The 16,428-nt window shown below is 43.7% G+C and carries 10 protein-coding genes; 9 read left to right on the top strand and 1 reads right to left on the bottom strand.

Features of this window, described 5'->3' with window-relative positions; translation table 11 throughout:
* Window positions 1-63: 63 nt before the first annotated feature.
* Window positions 64-5,058 carry a translocation/assembly module TamB domain-containing protein gene (locus tag I3254_RS13480; protein WP_238053203.1) on the top strand — a complete coding sequence of 1,665 codons (4,995 nt, stop codon included), beginning with the start codon at window positions 64-66 and terminating at the stop codon, window positions 5,056-5,058.
* Between the two features lie 151 nt (window positions 5,059-5,209).
* Here I3254_RS13480 and I3254_RS13475 read toward each other — a convergent pair whose 3' ends face one another.
* Window positions 5,210-5,374: a hemin uptake protein HemP gene (locus tag I3254_RS13475; RefSeq protein ID WP_010200173.1), complete on the bottom strand. Its 165-nt coding sequence runs from the start codon at window positions 5,372-5,374 to the stop codon at window positions 5,210-5,212.
* Window positions 5,375-5,667: 293 nt separating this feature from the next.
* Between I3254_RS13475 and I3254_RS13470 the strand changes: the two genes are divergently transcribed.
* The 8 genes from I3254_RS13470 (at window position 5,668) to I3254_RS13435 (ending at window position 16,419) form a co-directional block, all read left to right on the top strand.
* Window positions 5,668-6,804 carry an NUDIX domain-containing protein gene (locus I3254_RS13470; RefSeq protein WP_238053202.1) on the top strand — a complete coding sequence of 379 codons (1,137 nt, stop codon included), beginning with the start codon at window positions 5,668-5,670 and terminating at the stop codon, window positions 6,802-6,804.
* Window positions 6,805-7,253: 449 nt separating this feature from the next.
* Entirely contained in the window at window positions 7,254-8,501 is a 1,248-nt protein-coding gene (locus tag I3254_RS13465; protein WP_238053201.1) for a lipocalin family protein, read from the top strand.
* A gap of 326 nt (window positions 8,502-8,827) precedes the next feature.
* On the top strand, window positions 8,828-10,270 hold the full coding sequence (locus I3254_RS13460; RefSeq protein ID WP_238053200.1) for a glyceraldehyde-3-phosphate dehydrogenase: 1,443 nt from the start codon (window positions 8,828-8,830) through the stop codon (window positions 10,268-10,270).
* A 290-nt stretch (window positions 10,271-10,560) separates the two neighbouring features.
* Window positions 10,561-11,766, top strand: a complete 1,206-nt coding sequence (gene cgtA / locus I3254_RS13455) for an Obg family GTPase CgtA (RefSeq protein ID WP_057759175.1) — start codon at window positions 10,561-10,563, stop codon at window positions 11,764-11,766.
* Between the two features lie 77 nt (window positions 11,767-11,843).
* On the top strand, window positions 11,844-13,016 hold the full coding sequence (gene proB / locus I3254_RS13450) for a glutamate 5-kinase (RefSeq protein ID WP_238053199.1): 1,173 nt from the start codon (window positions 11,844-11,846) through the stop codon (window positions 13,014-13,016).
* Between the two features lie 92 nt (window positions 13,017-13,108).
* Entirely contained in the window at window positions 13,109-14,245 is a 1,137-nt protein-coding gene (gene hemE, locus I3254_RS13445; protein WP_238053198.1) for a uroporphyrinogen decarboxylase, read from the top strand.
* Between the two features lie 136 nt (window positions 14,246-14,381).
* On the top strand, window positions 14,382-15,449 hold the full coding sequence (gene argC, locus I3254_RS13440) for an N-acetyl-gamma-glutamyl-phosphate reductase (RefSeq protein WP_238053197.1): 1,068 nt from the start codon (window positions 14,382-14,384) through the stop codon (window positions 15,447-15,449).
* Window positions 15,450-15,552: 103 nt separating this feature from the next.
* On the top strand, window positions 15,553-16,419 hold the full coding sequence (locus I3254_RS13435) for a hypothetical protein (protein ID WP_238053196.1): 867 nt from the start codon (window positions 15,553-15,555) through the stop codon (window positions 16,417-16,419).
* Window positions 16,420-16,428: the final 9 nt, after the last annotated feature.

The raw sequence follows: 16,428 nt of genomic DNA, 5'->3' as shown, positions 1-16,428 counted from the left end.
ATGTTCTAATTATCATTTATCGTACCGATTGCTGGTCTTCATTTTTTAACGTAGTTGAGTGTCATGCTGACAGAAAATACCCCGCCTAATAATGCTCCAGATGAAGATCCAGCACAGCGTGATGCCCGTGCCGTTAGGCGTTGGTATCCTTTGTCATTTCTGCTCAAACTGCTGGTATTGGTACTTATCGTACTAGCCATTATGTTTGCTATATTCTTTTATGCAGCAGGGACTGATACCGGTACGAAGTTTATATTAGAAAAAATTAGTGTTGAGACAGGTATTGATTTCAAATACGGACGCGGTAACTTGCGCGATGGTATTTGGGTCACTGATATCGATATTGAAGCGACTGAAGATCTTGAGATATTAGTAGATAAGGCCTACGTCAAAATAGGCTGGCGCGCAGTATTTGCAAAAGAAGTGCATTTAAGCGATGCAGATATCCAGACCATAGAGATTATCAATAAAAAACCGCCTACTGGTGAACCGTTTGATTATAAAACTTTAAAGTTGCCAGTAAACTTGCGTTTTGACCAAGCAAAAATTAAGAAAATCACCTATAAGCAAGTAACCAAAGATCCTATCGTTATTCAAGATATTACGGCGCGTGACCTGACGTGGGTAGGTAGTACGGTGACCGTTGGCCGTGGTGACCTGCAGTACGCTGATATCGTAAAAGTCAGTGCCTTACAAGGAGAGATCGACCTACAGGGCGACTATCCACTAGATTTGAGTGCGATTGCGGAAGTCAGCGCCCTTGAAAAAGCCTATATCGACCCGTTAAATATCTCTGCAACGGGAACGCTTAAACGTACTGTCGGTAAAGTACGTAGTCGTTATAACGATAGCGATGTGAAAGGCGACTTTGTAGTACAGGGGCTAGATGCAGGTGCGCCGTTTGATGCAAAACTACAGTGGGATAATATTCTTATCCCTTATGCTGATAGCCAAAACATTCGCCTACAAAGCGGTACAGCCACAGCTTCTGGTGTCATCTCTGAGATACGATTGCGTATCAATACTGAATTGACGGCCAAAGACATCCCATCAGGTCATTATCAAGGCCGTGCCGTTATTGCCAACAGTCAGCTACGTATAGATCGCCTAGATGCTGACGTGCCAGCGGGACGTTTGGCATTACAAGGTATTTTAGATTGGAAAGACAGCTTTGAGGCCACGGTGCGTGCGACGGGTAGCAACTTTGATATTCGCCGTGCTATTCCTGATGAATATACTGATTTTAAAGCTTATGCGCCGCAAACCCTTAACGGTAGGCTGTCACTGCGTTATCAGCAGCAGAATGCCACTGGTAATACGCAGATCGATGCAGATTTACGTCAGCGCGATGGTGAGCACATCAATGCCAATATGGTTCGCGGTAAAACCTCTGCCAAGTCCAAGCAAGTTGCGCCTTGGTATATTGACGCTAACTGGAAAAACCTAACCCGCCGTAACGTACCCAATATTGGCAATATAGACAGTCCTAGTGGGCAGGCGGACGTTATCGTTCGAGGTTCGACTCTATCAGTCGATGCCAATGCCGTTATCAATGAGCTAAATGCTGCCCCCAAAGGCAACTATGATCTACGTATACGTAAGGCTGGTGATGTCATTGATATCAATCGTCTCAATTACAATGGCATAGTAGGAGACTTATCTGGCACAGGACAGATTCAGTTAGCGAGCAAACAGCGTCCACTGACATGGCAAATTGATGCCAGTACTAAAGGTCTACTCCCTAAGAAATATCGTAGCGATCTACCGCTTGAGCGCCTAACAGGTAGTATAAGTGCGCGTGGTCGACTGCTAAATATCACCAAAAATGGTGTCAGTGGTCAGCGTCATGTGATTACTTTAAACAATACCGATATGCAAGCGCAGCTCGATGCGACGCAAGCAGATCGTGCTATTGGTATCACAGGTGCTGGTGATGCCAGTGTTGATATCGTAGGTGGTGAGCTGTCGGTGTTCGATGCGCGTTTTGATGGTCGGATTGATACAGCAGATGTACCGCAGGGACGTCTATCTATCGATGCTGCGGGTACGCCAAAGCTGATTAGTATTCGTAAGCTGAACTATAAGGGTGAAGCGGGCGCAGTTGATGCGAAAGGTGTTATCGACTTACGTAAAAATATCGGCTGGAATATAGATGGTCATTTTGACCAGTTCAACTTGGGTTATTTTTTACCCAATAATCCAGCGATAATCACAGGCGATCTAAAGACCAGTGGCGAATGGCAAAATGTGCCAAAAAACAGCAAAAACACCGCAGGCACATTGCAGCGCTTTGCCGTAAATTTCAACGGCATATTAGATGCCGAGCAATTGCCAGCAGGTAAGCTAAATATAGAAGCCAGTGGTGACAGTCAGTTGATCCGCATCAACCGTTTCCGTCATGTGGGTGCGGCAGGTAGTATCGATGCCAGCGGTACCGTTGATGTGCGTCAAGGCGTTGCATGGGATATCAACGCGGTGATGGATCGTTTTAACATTGGTTATTTCCTAAAAGATACCCCAAGCCTCATTACTGGTACGATTGATACAGATGGCCGCTGGAGTGACACGCAGCAGATTGTCAATATTAAACAAGTTAATCTGAATGGCATGCTAAAAGGGCAGCAACTGAGTGCCAAAGGCAGCCTATCAGCGAAAATGCGTTTGCCTAAAGATTTAGCAAGTTACTTCAAACAACTTCAGACCCAAGATGCCCAAGCACAATATAAGCAAGTGAATGCTTTGATTGATAGCCTAAATGCTAATAATCTGGTGCTGCGTTGGGGTGATAACTATGTCACGGCTAACGGCAATGCCAAACAGCTACAAACCAAAATTAATATCACCAGTCTAGATCAGCTGTCTAGCCAATTAGCTGGTAAAGTCACTGGCGGTGCCACGCTGTCTCAACCAGCTGGTCAAGCACTGCCTACTATTTATATTGATTTGGTTGGTGAGCGACTCGCGCTACCTGGTTTTATATTGCGTCAAGGCCGTGTACGCGGCAAGCTGGTCAACTTAGCCAATAGTCCAAGTCAGCTAATCGTAACGGCTGAAGGCCTAGATGCTGCTGGTCAAAGTTTCGATAGTGTTAAAGCGTCTTTTAATGGGACAGAGAAATCTCATGTGGTCGATCTAAATGTGGCCAATAAGCAACTCGATGTTGGCGCTAGGCTAAAAGGTGGTTTTGATCGAGATAGGCTAAGCTGGTCAGGTGTCATTGGAAAAGGCCGCATTAAATCTAAATATGCGACTTTGAATCAATTGCAACCTGCACAGCTGATTGTGAATTTACCTTACAATCAAGGTGGTGAGAATCGTGATCTAAAAGTACAGCTTGCCGCTCACTGCTGGCAGGCCGCGGATCAAACCGGCAAGCTTTGTCTACGTGAAAAACTAGTGGCATCGCCAGACCAAGGTGAAGTCAATGTAGCGTTGCAGAATTTAGATACGTCGTTATTTTCAGTGTTCTTGCCAGAAGATATTGACTGGAATGGCAAGATTAATGGTAAAGCAATCGTCGGATGGCAACGTGGTCGTCCGCCAACCATTAATACCACGCTATACTCAGACAATGGCAAGATAGGCCTCGTTCAAGATGGCGAAAGCACATCGATGACTTTGCCATACAAGCGCGTGTCTCTCATTACTCTGTCTGTGCCTGAGGGCATCAAGCTACGTACTGATATCAATACTGGACGCGGTGCGCGTGGCTATGCTGAAGTGATCGTCGATCCTTATAAAGACCCTAAACCAATTTCTGGTGCCCTAGTGCTGAACGAGCTTGATCTTGCGATATTTAAGCCTTTCTTCCCCGGTATGCGCGTCCTAAGAGGTAACGTTACAATGGCTGGTGGCCTAGGCGGCACCTTAACCAAACCACAGTTCTATGGCGACGTAAAACTGTCTGACGGCCGTATAGCCATGCTTGATTTGCCCGTGAATCTGTCCAAAGTAAATGCGGTAGCCAAAATCCGCGGTACACAAGCGACCATTGATGGCACATTCAATAGTGGTACGGGTGAAGGCAAATTGTCAGGGACAGTCAACTGGCAACAAAAACTGCAAGCCAAATTGAGTATCGTCGGTGAAGGCCTAGTCATCACTCAACCGCCATTACTGGTTGCTGAAATTGATCCTGATATTGATATTATCGTGCGTCCAGGCGACCGTTATGTTGATATAAAAGGGGCGATCAGTGTGCCGTCTGCGACCATTCGTCCGCCTGAAGCCAGCGAAGATATCATCACTCAAACCGAAGATGCAGTCGTACTAGATCGTCGTTTGATTGGTAATATCGATGAAGTACTGGCTATCTCAAAACCTTGGTCAATCAATGCTGATATCGGTGTTGATTTGGGCGATGATATCAATTTCCGTGGTTTTGGCGCCGTCATTCCGTTGGCAGGTGCGATTAATGTGACGCAGAATGGCACAGGTATTATGCGTGCCAGAGGTGTTGTACAGGTCTCACGCCGTACCAATATCAATGCCTTTGGCCAAAGCCTAGAGCTAAATTATGGTCAAGTTCGTTTCAATGGCGATGTGATGAAACCGAGCTTGAGCATTGAAGCGGCAAAAACGATTAATGGCAAAACAGTTGGTCTGCGTGTCAAAGGAACGACTGAAAGTCCCAATATTATCGTCTTTAACAATGCAGGACTGACCCAGCAGCAAGCCATGAACGCGTTGGTGACAGGTCGCATCGATAATAAGAGCGCCACACAAATCAGTGAGCAAGGGTTTAAGTCGCAAGTGACTAATAATCTGGCTGCCGCTGGACTGAGCTTTGGTCTGAGTGGTACTCGTAGCCTGACCAATCAAATTGGGCAAGCGTTTGGTTTGCAGAGTCTGACAGTTGATGCCTCAGGTAGTAGCGAGGACACCAATGTCAACGTCACAGGTTACGTGACCCCTGATTTGTACATTCGTTATGGTGTGGGTGTTTTCAATGCGCAAAACAGCCTTTCTGTTCGTTATCAATTGACACGCCGTATCTATGTAGAAGCAAGCTCAGCAGCGGAAAATGCAGTAGATGTGGTCTATAGTTGGCAGTTCTAAATTGTTTATTTAGAGGACGACTGCTTTCTAATTGATGTCAGCTGAGAGAGTTTTTGAAATTATTTTTAAGTTGTAGAACCTATAAAAAAACGCCTCATAATGAAGGCGTTTTTTTATAGGAGCATTGAAACAGATATTATTGAAATAGACCTTATTTGGTTAGAATCAAGCGATTGTTACGAGTTAGGCGTAGTCGATACTCTTCGCCTTCATGCTCGATACGTACCTCTTTAGTCAGTGCAAATAGATGTTGTGATTGCAAAGTAGGCAGACGGTTTTCACGACAGTTTAAATAACGAGAGATGACCATGCTCATAGTAAATTCCTTTTGAGAAGAAGTGGCTTTAAAAATTGGCTAACCATAGCGTAATTGTTTTTAACGATAATAATTATCATTTAGATTTGATAAATTTGCAAGGCAATTGATAAAATAAAATGCAGTTATTATGTAAACTTATCTAAGTTCACTGACATAAATCATCTCGATTGAATATTTTATCTATATAAATTAATAAGTTAGGTAATAAATTTCAATAAATCATCTAGCCTATAAAAACTATTAAATTATCAGAAATAATCAAAGTAAATACCGAAATAAAGGATATAAGTATGTCGAACGGGTCAAATCAACAATCAGAAACCAAACCGGACAGTAAAACAAATAGTAATACGAAAACTAAAAAACCTAGCATCGTAAATGTTGCAGTAGCTGTCATTCATTATAAAGATCAGTATTTTCTTGGGTTTCGAGATGCTACTCAGCATCAAGGAAATCGTTACGAGTTCGTCGGCGGAAAGATAGAGGCAAATGAGTCAGCAGCGCAGGCGTTGATAAGAGAGGTAGCTGAAGAGACGGGTATCCTGCTTGATAATAATACTATCGTTAAGCTTGGGCGTTTGCATCATGATTATGGCGACAAGCAGGTCAGCTTACAGGTTTATAAGATTCAGCTGACAGCAGAGCAGTATGAGCAACATAAACACCGTGAGCAGGGTTTAGAAGGGCAGGCATTAACTTGGGTAAGCAAATCACAGCTTTTGGCAGGAGCGTATCATCTGCCCGCTGCTAATAAGACAATCCTTGAATGGTTGAAACTCCCATCGAAGATAGCGATTACTTATCCTCTAGCACATTTTGGCACACACACTGATGCAGCCGCGGCATGGCTACAGTATCACCAAGAAAATCTAGCATTAGAGTCGTGGGTATATATCCGCTTGAAGGACACAAATTCTAAGCATCTTGCTGAGCAACTGATGACGGCACGCCCAGATATTTTAGCGATTTTACCTAATGATAATGAGCAGCCTTTGAATGAGCAAGGCTCATTAACCGCTAATGAGACAGAGATTAGCCAGCGAATAGTTGCCAAGCATTTGACACACTCGACACTAATGCAGTGCTTTGATAAGGATGGCAATCCTACAGCTCTAACGCAGTCGCTATCTAAAGACCATCCGCTTATCGTCAGCTGCCATGACATCGCGAGCATAACAGCAGCCAATCAACTTGCTAGCATGCGCATACAGAATGCATTACCACCAGTGATTGGTACTTTCGTATCGCCTGTGCTCGCCACCCAAACGCATCCTGATGACACACCGCTTGGCTGGGAAGCATGGTCAGCGTTGGTAGAGTTAGCTGATATGCCTGTTATTGGGTTAGGTGGTCTGGAGCCTGCTATGCTCAATCAAGCATTGCAGTATGGCGGTATCAGTGTGGCAGGCATTCGTCAGTTTATATAATCCGCATGACTCAAAAAAGCTATATGCAATCTACGGTGTCATATACCTGAATGTGACCCGTATTAGACGTTCGTATTAAGCTTAGTAAGTTCAAATAACTGATTTTTAACTTAGCTATCCAGTAAGTAACTGTGTGGTTATGATGTGTTCAAACAACACTCAAACCCTATAGTTACTTACAAACCGTTGCGTTTTCCTACATTGCACTACTGTTTTAATAGTCCAGTTATCCTTAATATATATTGCATATCTACGATACGTTGATCTTATTTCTATAGACGAGTGACTAACCAAAAGTAATGTTCAAAATACAATAATAAAAAAGCTTTTGTAGAGTCAAGTTTTGCACGAATAATTTATACCAAAGCAAATGGCTTTTAGAAAACGAGACCAAATAGATGCCGTACATAAAGCGTTTTTAACAATCACTATTTAAGAATGGTACTCCTATGAAAACCAATAAGTTACCTGAGTCAACATGGACTGATTCACAGGCAGCTGGTTCTCAACTTCAGCAGCCTAAGCAATCGCTCAATGACAATGAATATGGCGATGATACGCAACAGACAAACCAAGCTAGTAACGATGCTAGCTATAATCACGACAGCTCGAATGGCGAATATTCGCACCATCTGGCAAAAGACACGTCTTCGCAAGACAGCTATTTTGGATACAAAAGCGCCGACAAAAGCCCTAGGGCAAAAGAGTCAGCTATGAGTAACAATGAAATAAGCAAAGATCTAAAAAATAGCAATGAGGACAATCATGACGTGGCTAGTGGCTATAAACCATCTGGTTATAAGTCAGCGCAAAATAAGCAACTACAAAATAAGCAACCACAAAAGCTAAATGAAGGTGAGCCATTAATGTCAGGACTGTTAGAGGATCAAATAGATAATCTAAACAGTAGTTCTGAACACGCCATCGACGCTGAGAAAATCAGTGATTCATCAACAAATAATTCATCTTACAAAGAAATACCGGAGCGCATATTTATGAATGGACTTATCAAACATACAGGCATTGCCTTAGCGATTATTATACCGTTAGCAGCGTTCTCAGCCTATGCGGCCACGCCACCAGTAAACATGGCAACTAATAACACGGCAACTAATGGCATGTCTGATGATGCGATGAGCGAGAAGACCACGACTGATGTGCTATCGGTTAAGCCAAGCGATATTATTCATAAATCTGCAAGCACGCCAACTACTGTAGATAGCGTAGATCTAAATACCTATGCAGGTAATTGGTATGAGATTGGCCGTCTGCCGATGTATTTCCAACGTAAATGTGCTGGTGATGTGACCGCCAATTATGCTCAGAAAGATGACGGTTCAGGAATTACGGTTACTAACAAATGTATGGCTGAAGACGGTTCAGGTATTGTCGCAGAAGGTTTGGCTAAGCCAGTCGATGAAAGCGGCAGCAAACTAAAAGTGACGTTCTTACCGAAGTGGATTCGTTGGATTCCAGTCGGCCGTGCTGATTATTGGGTGCTGGCACGTGATGCAGAGTATAAAACTGCGCTAGTAGGAACGCCTGATAAAAAATACTTATGGCTATTAGCACGCTCGCCAAATATCAGTCAGGAAACGTATACTAAATATCGTCAAATTGCTCAGCAGCAAGGTTATGACTTGAAAGAGTTTACATTGACGTCGCAGAGCAACCAAACGGTGAATCTAGCACCATAGGTGTTATAACTAAATCTACTGCTTTGATTAAACCATATAGTGATTATTATTTAATTACGTCTCGATAAGGCAGCATATGTGGCTGCCTTTATTTTTACTACTAGCTGTATACGAGAATGAAATCTATTATGCACGTTAGCTAATCGGTTACTACTGGCAAAATGAGGCGTTTTAGGCTAAAATCTAGGCGATTCAAATACTCTAGCGTCAATGACCCATATTGATAGTGGTTGATTATCATATTAGAGTCGCCATTTAGAGCATACACGACCTATCTATTTTACACTTCTTCATATTTTATTGATCATACATTACTGACCATAAGGATGTTTCTCGTGAGCAACGCTGATACCTTACGCCAATTACATCAAGACCACTTGAACAACTACAACAATCAAGAGCAACAAGCGATTGAGCTTATGGGGCTGCTAAACAAGCTCTATAACAAGCAAGACGTACAAGTGACTTTGTTTGGCGAAACGCTAGACTCTACCTCAGTTGGTCAAATACTTGCTTTACATCAAAAAGTAGCACTACGCGATCATGGCGCCAAAGCTATCGATATCGCTGATACTCTAGCGATGGTAAAAGTAATCTCAGAAAGCACTGATATCCAAGCCACTCGTATCGATGTCGGTCAACTGATTGCTAATGATACTGACTTACAAACCGCTCTACAGTCTATCAACAATGCTGGTGCTGTAAATGGCGCGACGGATGTTGTGCTGTATGGTTTCGGCCGTATCGGTCGTATTTTGACTCGTCTGCTATTGTCGCAAGCGTCAAGCGCAAAAGGTCTACAGCTAAAGGCGATCGTTGTACGTCCAGCTGCTGCTGGCGACTTGGCTAAGCGCATCTCATTGCTTGAGCGTGATTCAATCCATGGTAGATTCTTAGGCGGCATCAGTATCGATGATGATAATAACGGCATGATCGTTAATGGTCGTTTTGTACAAGTTATCTATGCCAAAGACCCAAGCGAAATCGACTATACTGCTTATGGTATCGACAATGCTCTTGTTATCGATAACACGGGTATTTGGAAAGACGAAGCAGGCCTTGGTAAGCACTTACAGTCTACTGGCGTGAAAAAAGTGCTACTAACCGCACCTGCTGGCGGCGATATCAAAAACGTCGTTTATGGTGTGAACAATGACACTGTTGGTGATGATACGATCGTTAGTGCTGCTAGCTGTACGACCAATGCGATTACACCAACGCTGAATGTACTGAATGATGAGTACGGTATTGTAAATGGTCATGTAGAGACTATTCACTCATTTACCAATGATCAGAACTTGGTTGATAACTATCATAAAGCAGACCGCCGTGGTCGTAGTGCGGTGATGAACATGGTTATTACTAGTACAGGTGCTGCAAAAGCCGTTGGTAAAGCATTGCCAGAACTAAACGGTAAGCTAACGGGTAACGCTATTCGTGTACCAACACCAAACGTCAGCCTAGCAATCTTGAATGTGAATCTGAAAACTGCTCCAGCAAGCGCTGATGCGTTAAATGAGTTCTTGCGTAAAATGGCTAACAGCAGCACTTGGCAGTCGCAGATTGCTTATACAGATTCTACAGAAGCGGTATCAACGGATTTCGTTGGTACGACTCATGTTGGTATTATCGATGCTCAAGCGACTATTTTGACTGACAACCAAGCTATCGTATATGTTTGGTATGATAACGAAGTAGGTTATAGTACTCAGGTATTGCGTTTGGCGACGCAAATGGCCGGAATTAGCTACGCTCAGATTCCAGCATAGATTACTAAATACAGTAGAGTAATAACGTCATACCAAGTATAGTAGCGCTATCGTGTCATAAAAATGGCGCTGCAGTAGATGCTACTTTGAATAGCTTGGTAGAACTTTAACTGTCATACTTAAACACCCGATAGTCCGATTGATTATCGGGTGTTATTGTCATAATGGTCACTAAGTAAAAGTAGACTTTATACAGTGTTCATTTTGACGCAACAACATAGCAAAACCCCAAAATACAACCGTTGGTTGTAACCAGTTTATAGACTGGATTGTGAATTAAGGAACGTAAGATGCGATTTATTGATGAAGCCGTCGTAACGGTAAAAGCAGGTGACGGTGGTAACGGAATCGCCAGTTTTCGCCGAGAAAAGTATGTCCCACGTGGTGGACCTGATGGTGGTGATGGCGGCAAGGGCGGAGATGTATATGTCATTGCAGAAGACAACACCAACACCCTAGTTGACTATCGTTATACGCGTCGTCATGACGCCATGCGTGCTGAGAATGGCCATAGTAGAAATTGTTCAGGTAAAGGGTCTGATGATCTTTATTTACCAGTACCAGTTGGTACGACGGTCGTTGATACCGAGACAGACGAAGTATTGGGCGATTTGATTGAGATTGGCCAGACACTACTGATTGCCAAAGGTGGTGACGGTGGCCTGGGTAATACCCATTTCAAAAGCTCGACCAACCAAGCGCCGCGTAAAGCGACGTCAGGTTTTGAAGGTGAGCTAAAAGTTCTTAAGTTTGAGCTAAAAGTAGTGGCTGATGTTGGTTTGATTGGTTTGCCGAATGCTGGTAAATCGACCTTTATTCGTCAAGTCTCTGCTGCTAGACCAAAAGTGGCTGACTATCCGTTTACTACCCTAGTACCAAACTTGGGTGTGGTCGATATTGGTCGTCATCGCTCATTTGTGATGGCAGATATTCCTGGTCTTATCGAAGGTGCATCAGAAGGCGCAGGACTTGGTATTCGCTTCTTGAAGCATGTTGCGCGTACGCGTCGTCTGCTACACTTAGTTGATGTTAAGCCTGTTGATGGCAGCGATCCAGTCGAAAATGCTCGCGTTATCCTAAACGAGCTTGAGCGTTTTTCTCCTGAATTGGCCAACTTGCCGCAGATTTTGGTATTAAACAAAATCGATCAGGTTAATGATGAAGATTTGAACGCGCTTTGTACTCATATCGTCGCAGAGCTTGGTTGGACTGGTATGGTCTTCCGTACGGCAACGCTAACTGGTGAAGGCGTTGATGCGGTCAAATATCATCTAATGAATGATATCGAACTTGAGCGTGAGCGTGAAATAGAAGATCCTATCTTCGCTGAAGCACAAAAAGAACGTTTCGAGCGTTTGGAAGCTGAAGTACGTCTTAACACTGAAGCACAGCGTGAAGCGTATCGTGCAGCTCGCAAAGCGGCGCGTGAAGGCTTGGATGCGTCTGATTTTGACGACGATGATGACGATGGCGTTGAGGTAATGTACGTTCCTTAAGCTAGTATGCTTGAGCAGTTATACTTGAATTGTGAATTTAATCCCTACAATCAATTGATATGAAAAAAGGAGTTTATATGGCAGATGACATAGCAAACACGATGGAAGAAGCAAGATTTGTTAAGCAAACTCGCAACTTTGATATTCAGCGCGTTATTGTCAAAATTGGTTCATCACTATTAACCAATAACGGTCGAGGGCTGGATCGTACTGCCATATATGAGTGGGCAAAGCAAATTGCTAAGCTGCACAAAAAAAGCGTTGAGGTACTGCTAGTATCATCAGGTGCCGTTGCTGAAGGTGTGGTACGTATGAACCTTGAGGAACGTCCTAAGAAACTAGCAGCACTACAAGCCTGTGCTTCTATTGGTCAAATGGGGTTAATTGAAACATGGTGGTCAGCTTTGATTCAGCATGGCATTCAAAGCTCGCAGCTACTCCTAACTCATGATGATTTGTCTAATCGTAGCCGTTATCTTAATACGACGGGTGCGCTGACACAGTTATTAGAGTGGCGCGTACTACCTGTTATCAACGAGAACGATACCATCACGATTGATGAGATTAAATTTGGCGATAACGATACCTTGGGTGCGATGGCAGCCGCGATGGTGAATGCTGATTTGTACATTATCTTAACCGACCAAGAAGGTGTCTTCACTGATAACCCACGTGATAACCCTGATGCCAAGATGATTCGCCAAGAGCGTGCGATGGCGGATTACTTGTTTGATATTGCAGGAGATGGCGGTAAGCTTGGACGCGGTGGTATGTTGACCAAAATCCGTGCTGGACGCCTTGCTGCAATGGGTGGCTGTCCTACCGTTATCGTTAGCGGTGCTATCGATGACGTTATCACTCGTGTGGTATCAGGCGAAGCTGTAGGTACATTGCTGACGACTAATGACGAAGATAAAATCATCGCGCGCAAACAGTGGCTAGCTGCGCATCTGCGTATGTCAGGTAGCTTGGTCGTCGATGCAGGTGCTGCAAGAGCATTGACTGAGCACAATAGAAGTTTATTGCCAGTGGGTGTTGTAGAAGTGCAGGGCGGATTTGATGAAGGTGATGTGGTAGAAATCATCCATCAAGATACAGGTGAGCGTATTGCCGTTGGGCAGGTAAACTTTTCATCGAATGATGCGCGCCGCGTCGCTCGTGAGCGTACCGAACAGTTCGATAAGATCTTTGGCAGTAGCGAAGAACGTGTCGTCATGGTACACCGCGACAACCTTGCATTGACTGTATAGCGCTTTCATATAACCTTTTTTATTCAACTTATTTTATCCAGCACAATATCCATTGATAAATATGGATATTGTGCGGTTTTGGAGATTTGTACATGAGTGCTTCAGACGGTAGTAACTCGGCTCAGCAACAGTTTGCACCTTTAAAAAATGATAGATTGCTACGTGCATTACGTTTTGAGCCCATCGATACCACACCGGTATGGATGATGCGCCAAGCTGGTCGTTATTTGCCAGAATATAAAGCCACTCGTGCTGAAGCGGGTGACTTTATGAGTCTGTGCAAAGATACAGCCCGCGCTACTGAAGTGACTCTACAGCCATTGCGCCGCTATGACTTAGATGCCGCTATTTTGTTTAGTGATATTTTAACTATCCCTGATGCGATGGGATTGGGCTTGTATTTCGAAACAGGTGAAGGTCCTAAATTTAAGCATCCTATCCGTGAGCAGGCTGATCTTGATAGATTGCCAGTGCTTGAGCCAAACGACTCTCTAGATTATGTAATGCGTGCTGTAACCAGTATTCGTAAAGCATTGAATGGACAAGTTCCACTATTTGGTTTTTCTGGTAGTCCGTGGACGTTGGCTACTTATATGATAGAAGGCGGTAGCTCGAAGGATTATCGTTATACCAAAGGCTTCTTATATAGTAACCCTGATTTTTTACATCAGTTATTAGATAAGCTGGCGACGTCAGTTATTGACTATTTAGATGCCCAAATCGTTGCTGGCGCTCAAATTGTACAGATATTCGATAGTTGGGGCGGGGCGTTAGGCCACCGTCAATTTATCGAATTCTCACACATTTATAATAAACGTATTGTCGCTGAACTAAAAGAACGTCATCCACAAGTACCTGTAGTGCTATTCACTAAAGGTGGTGGGTTATGGCTTGATATTCAGGCTGACAGCGAAGCAGATGTGCTAGGTTTAGATTGGACGATGCCGATTGATCGTGCGCGTCAAGTATTGACTGAAAGTCAGCGTCAATTGACCAAAAAGCATAATAAATTGCAAAGCAGCAAAGCTATCCAAGGTAATTTAGATCCAGCGACGTTATATGGCTCGCCTGCAACTATCCGTTCTGAAGTGAACGCCATGCTTGACCGTGCTTACGCTGACGGTGAAAAGACTGGTTACATATCAAACTTAGGTCATGGTATCACCCAGTGGGTTAACCCTGACAATGCCAAAGTGTTTGTGGATGCAGTACACGACTATAAAATTTAAGAGTCAGAATATTTAGAGAGTGATTCTGTATTTGTTCGCATTTGCGGAACTGTATAATTTATGGAACTGAATGAGTTATAAGCAAATATAGAATCTATCAGTGCATATTTAGTATTTACCAAGAAAAGGGTGTTTTATGATTTCAGCAGCGATCGTCGGTGGCACAGGCTATACGGGTATTGAGCTCATTCGCTTATTATCTGCTCATCCTGAGGTTTCTATTGATTTATTAACTTCTCGTAGCGAAGCTGGTACTCGTGCTGATGAAATCTTCCCAAGCTTACGCGGTGTGTCTGACATCGTTTTTAGCGACTTGGGTGATAATACGCTTGCTGCATTGCAAAAATGTGATGTTGTGTTTTTTGCGACGCCACATGGCGTAGCAATGAAGCAAGCTGAAGCGCTTACTCAAGCTGGCGTCAAGGTTATCGATTTGGCTGCTGATTTTCGTTTGCAGTCACTGACTGACTTTGAGCATTGGTACAAGCAGTCACATGCTTGCCCTGAATTGTTGAAAACAGCAGTCTACGGCTTACCAGAAATCAATCGTGACAAGCTTGCGAATGCGTTACTAGTAGGCAACCCAGGCTGTTATCCAACCACTGCAATTTTGGGTCTAAAACCAATTATAGAGGCTCAGAATAAGCAAGCAGAGCGTTTGATTGAGTCTCGTATTGTAATTGATGCAAAATCTGGCGTGTCTGGCGCAGGTCGTCAAGCATCACTTGCACTCAATTATGCTGAGACAACGGATAGCTTTAAGGCTTATAGCGTCGAAGGTCATCGTCATTTACCAGAGATTGAGCAGGGTGTCGCACAGTTATTAGACAGTCAATTTACGCACCGTATTCGCTTTTTGCCGCATTTAGTACCGATGATTCGTGGCATGCTCAGCTCTATTCATATGGAACTGACCGATGCTGGTGCGGCTATCGATTGGCAGCAAGCGTTTGAAAATAGCTATGCGTCAGAGTTGTTTGTTGATGTCATGCCAAAGGGGCTTTATCCCGATACGCGCAGTGTTCGCGCTAGTAACCGTTTACGTATTGCCGTACATCAGGACAATGAGCGCGCTGAGCTAACAGTTATCGTTGTTCAAGATAATTTAGTCAAAGGTGCTGCTGGGCAGGCTGTGCAAAACATGAATGTGATGTTTGGTTTTGACGAGTCAATGGGGCTGAACTTTGCACCGATTGTTCCTTAATATCAACGACTTCATATTCCAATCATTCACATTTGCGGTGCTAGGTATTGATTATAAATTCGGCTATAATGACTTGCCCTTACCCTTAAGAGATACTGTCTAAATGCGTTCTCAGCTCGTACTACGCTTTTGCTCACAGCCAGCACGTCTATCGTGCAAAGACTTGGTTATAGATAGCTTGGAGCGCAAACAGCATTCCTTTAGAAATAATAATGTCCCTATAAGTGGTATTGCTAGCTCACAACGCGGCGCTTCTACATTGGTATTGGCACTGTTTGTAGTGGCAGTCCTAGTGACAGCGGTGGTTGGGCTGGTATTCGGTCATAAGCTTGGTTACCAACGTGGCCTTCATTCGATGGAAACAGAAGCCAAGCAAGCAATCATCGATAGCACTGAAGCGACACAAGCATTAGAAGACTTGCGCCTTAGCAATAAGATAGCCACTAACCAAGCGGCAACTGCCAAACAAGAACTGGCCATCAGTTTGGCTAATTTAAAAGAACTGCGTGAAAGCCAGCAAGAATTGACGGTAGAAAATAAACAAGTGTCACAGCTCAATGAGCTATATTCAGATGTCATCCGTGAGAAAGGTGGTATGCCTTTACAGGTATTAGGTGCCAAAATTTCTCCACTACCTGAAAATGCTTTTGAGTATGGTTTTGATATTGGGATGCTCAGTAGCGATGGTCAAGCCAAACGCTTGAGGCCTGTATTGACGCTACTTAACAATGATGACCTTGTAGAAGTACCTCTTGACCCTGCATACCATATGATCGAAGGTATCGTTCGGATACGTGGTCGCTTTGTAATGCCATCAGGCTTTAGACCATTGCAAGCCAAACTGAATTTGCAAGCTGGTGGTCAGAAAGTAGAGCAATTGTATGACTGGAAGCTCGGTGATAGTGTGGATAACATGCTACCATCGCTCCTAGATTTACCAGAAGTTGATGAAAGTCCTATCGTACCTTAATTACCTCAT

Source organism: Psychrobacter sp. Ps2 (assembly GCF_022129405.1).
Lineage (GTDB): Bacteria > Pseudomonadota > Gammaproteobacteria > Pseudomonadales > Moraxellaceae > Psychrobacter.
The sequence above is the reverse complement of the archived record's forward strand: the minus strand, read 5'-3'. Positions and strand labels throughout refer to the sequence as shown.